Annotated in this window: 3 protein-coding genes; all 3 read right to left on the reverse strand. The window is 31.5% G+C overall.

Annotation, left to right across the window (positions count from 1 at the left end; translation table 11 throughout):
* The coding region (locus AA81_RS13660; protein ID WP_103899338.1) for a HemK/PrmC family methyltransferase at window positions 1-604 on the reverse strand (604 nt) is incomplete at its 3' end.
* A 9-nt stretch (window positions 605-613) separates the two neighbouring features.
* On the reverse strand, window positions 614-919 hold the full coding sequence (locus AA81_RS13665) for a metal-sulfur cluster assembly factor (RefSeq protein ID WP_103899339.1): 306 nt from the start codon (window positions 917-919) through the stop codon (window positions 614-616).
* Window positions 920-932: 13 nt separating this feature from the next.
* On the reverse strand, window positions 933-1,980 hold a 1,048-nt coding region (locus AA81_RS13670; RefSeq protein ID WP_211292736.1), incomplete at its 5' end, for a hypothetical protein.

Below are 1,980 nucleotides of genomic sequence, written 5' to 3' on the forward strand. Positions count from 1 at the left end.
GGGAAATTCTAGGCTCATATCTTAAAAAATGACTTTTTTCTAAAAAAGAAGTTTCGACATAGGGAGGATTTGAAATTATTAACTCTACTTCATGAATCTCTTTCAAGAATGGATCTAAACAATCACCAATTTTAAATTCAACATTGGCACCTAATCTCTGAGTGTTGTATTGAGCAGTTTTTATCGCAGATTCTGAAATATCTGAAGCTTGAACTTTAATTTTTGGGAAGTGCTTTTTTATCGAGATGGCTATCGCACCAGAACCTGTTCCTATATCAATTACATGTTTTATATCTTTATTTTTTATAAAATTTATTGCTAATAAAACTAAATCTTCAGTTTCTATCCTCGGTATTAGTACGTTTTCATTTACAACAAACTCATTTCCTAAAAAAGTTACTTTTTTGGTTATGTATTCGATAGGATACCCCTCTTTAAGGTGTTTAACTAAAAAATCGAAAGTTTGTTGAGAAATTTCTACTTCTGAGTCTTTTAAATAAAACGATATATCTTTGTCTTCAATTTTTGATAATATTTTTAATATACGAAAGGGGGAGATTTTAAACTCCCCCTCAATTTTACTTACTAACTCTGTTATCTTCATTATCTTACCTCAAATTCCTAATAGATTTCTAACTTCTTCACTCGCCATCTGCGGGTCCCAAGGGGGATCAAAGGTAAGTTCGATATCTACATCGTTTATTTGTTTTATTTCTTTTACCTTCTCTTTTGCATTTTCAATTATTAAACCAGCTAAAGGGCACATTGGGGTGGTTAAAGTCATCAAAATGTGGACGTTATTGTTCTCATCTATATCTACCTTGTATATCAGACCTAACGAAACGATATCAAAGCCAATTTCCATATCGTAAACCTCTTTCAGAGCATTTATGATTTTATCTTTTTCTATATCAGGCATGTGTTAGCCTCCTTCAAAACATATCAGAATTGAGAATTATTGAAGATTCTTCTTGAAATTTTTGGAATTCAGTCGGTAAAACTTTATCAAAATATTCTTGAGCTTTTTTGTCTTTTAAGTTAAAAATTATTTGGTCTTTTGCTTCTTCAAAAGTTAACTGTTTTTCTGGGTATTTTCGTTCTATTTTTAAAAGGGCATATGTACCGTTTTGCGAATCATACAGAAGAGGCGTTGTAATAAATCCTGGAGGATTGCTTTTTACAGTTTGTACAAGCGAATTTGAATCATCTTTAAGGTTTATTCTCATAGAGGTAGCTGACTCGGTTTGTTCGAATACTTCATCATATGTGTAATAACCTTCAATAATACGATTGTATGTGTAAGAAGCATCTTCTGTGCTATTGAATATAATCAGCTTTATATCAGCCGCAGGATCTGATTTATAGATGGCTTTGTTATTTTGATATTCCACTATCATTTCTTCGTCGGTTATTTCTGTTTCTTGAATAATTTTGGTATAAAGTGCGGAGATAGAATTGTTGTATAATGTTAAATAATACGCATCCTCTAAATAATTTGTTTTTGAGGTGTAACCTAAAGCAAGAAGATAATTATCAATTTCTTCGTCAGGTATTCCAACGTCTTTAAAGGTTTTAGAAAAGTTTTCTTCGATGTTATTCCACGTTTGTTGGCGCTGTAAATCTATGTTTTTTTGCTCGACGAATTGTATAAAAAGAACTTGATTGACGATCTTTAAAGCTTGATCCTGCAAATAGGTGTTCATGAGATCAACACCTGTAGCTGTTCTGGTTAAAACAGAATAAAACTCGGGATAGGAATTATAAATATCCGATAAAAGATATACTATCTTAGATCTTGATGTTAAAAGTTCTTCACTGAGTGTTTCATCGTTAATTTTTGCAAAGGTTGATTGTTCCAAGGGTTGATAGATTATTTCAGGATAAAGAAGAGTTGAAATAAGAAAAGCAAAAAGTAACAATAACTGAGCTCTTTTCCTCACTATGTTTGCCTCCTCATAAAATTCCTTCTTCGATGAATCT

The sequence above is a fragment of the Petrotoga halophila DSM 16923 genome (genome assembly GCF_002924615.1).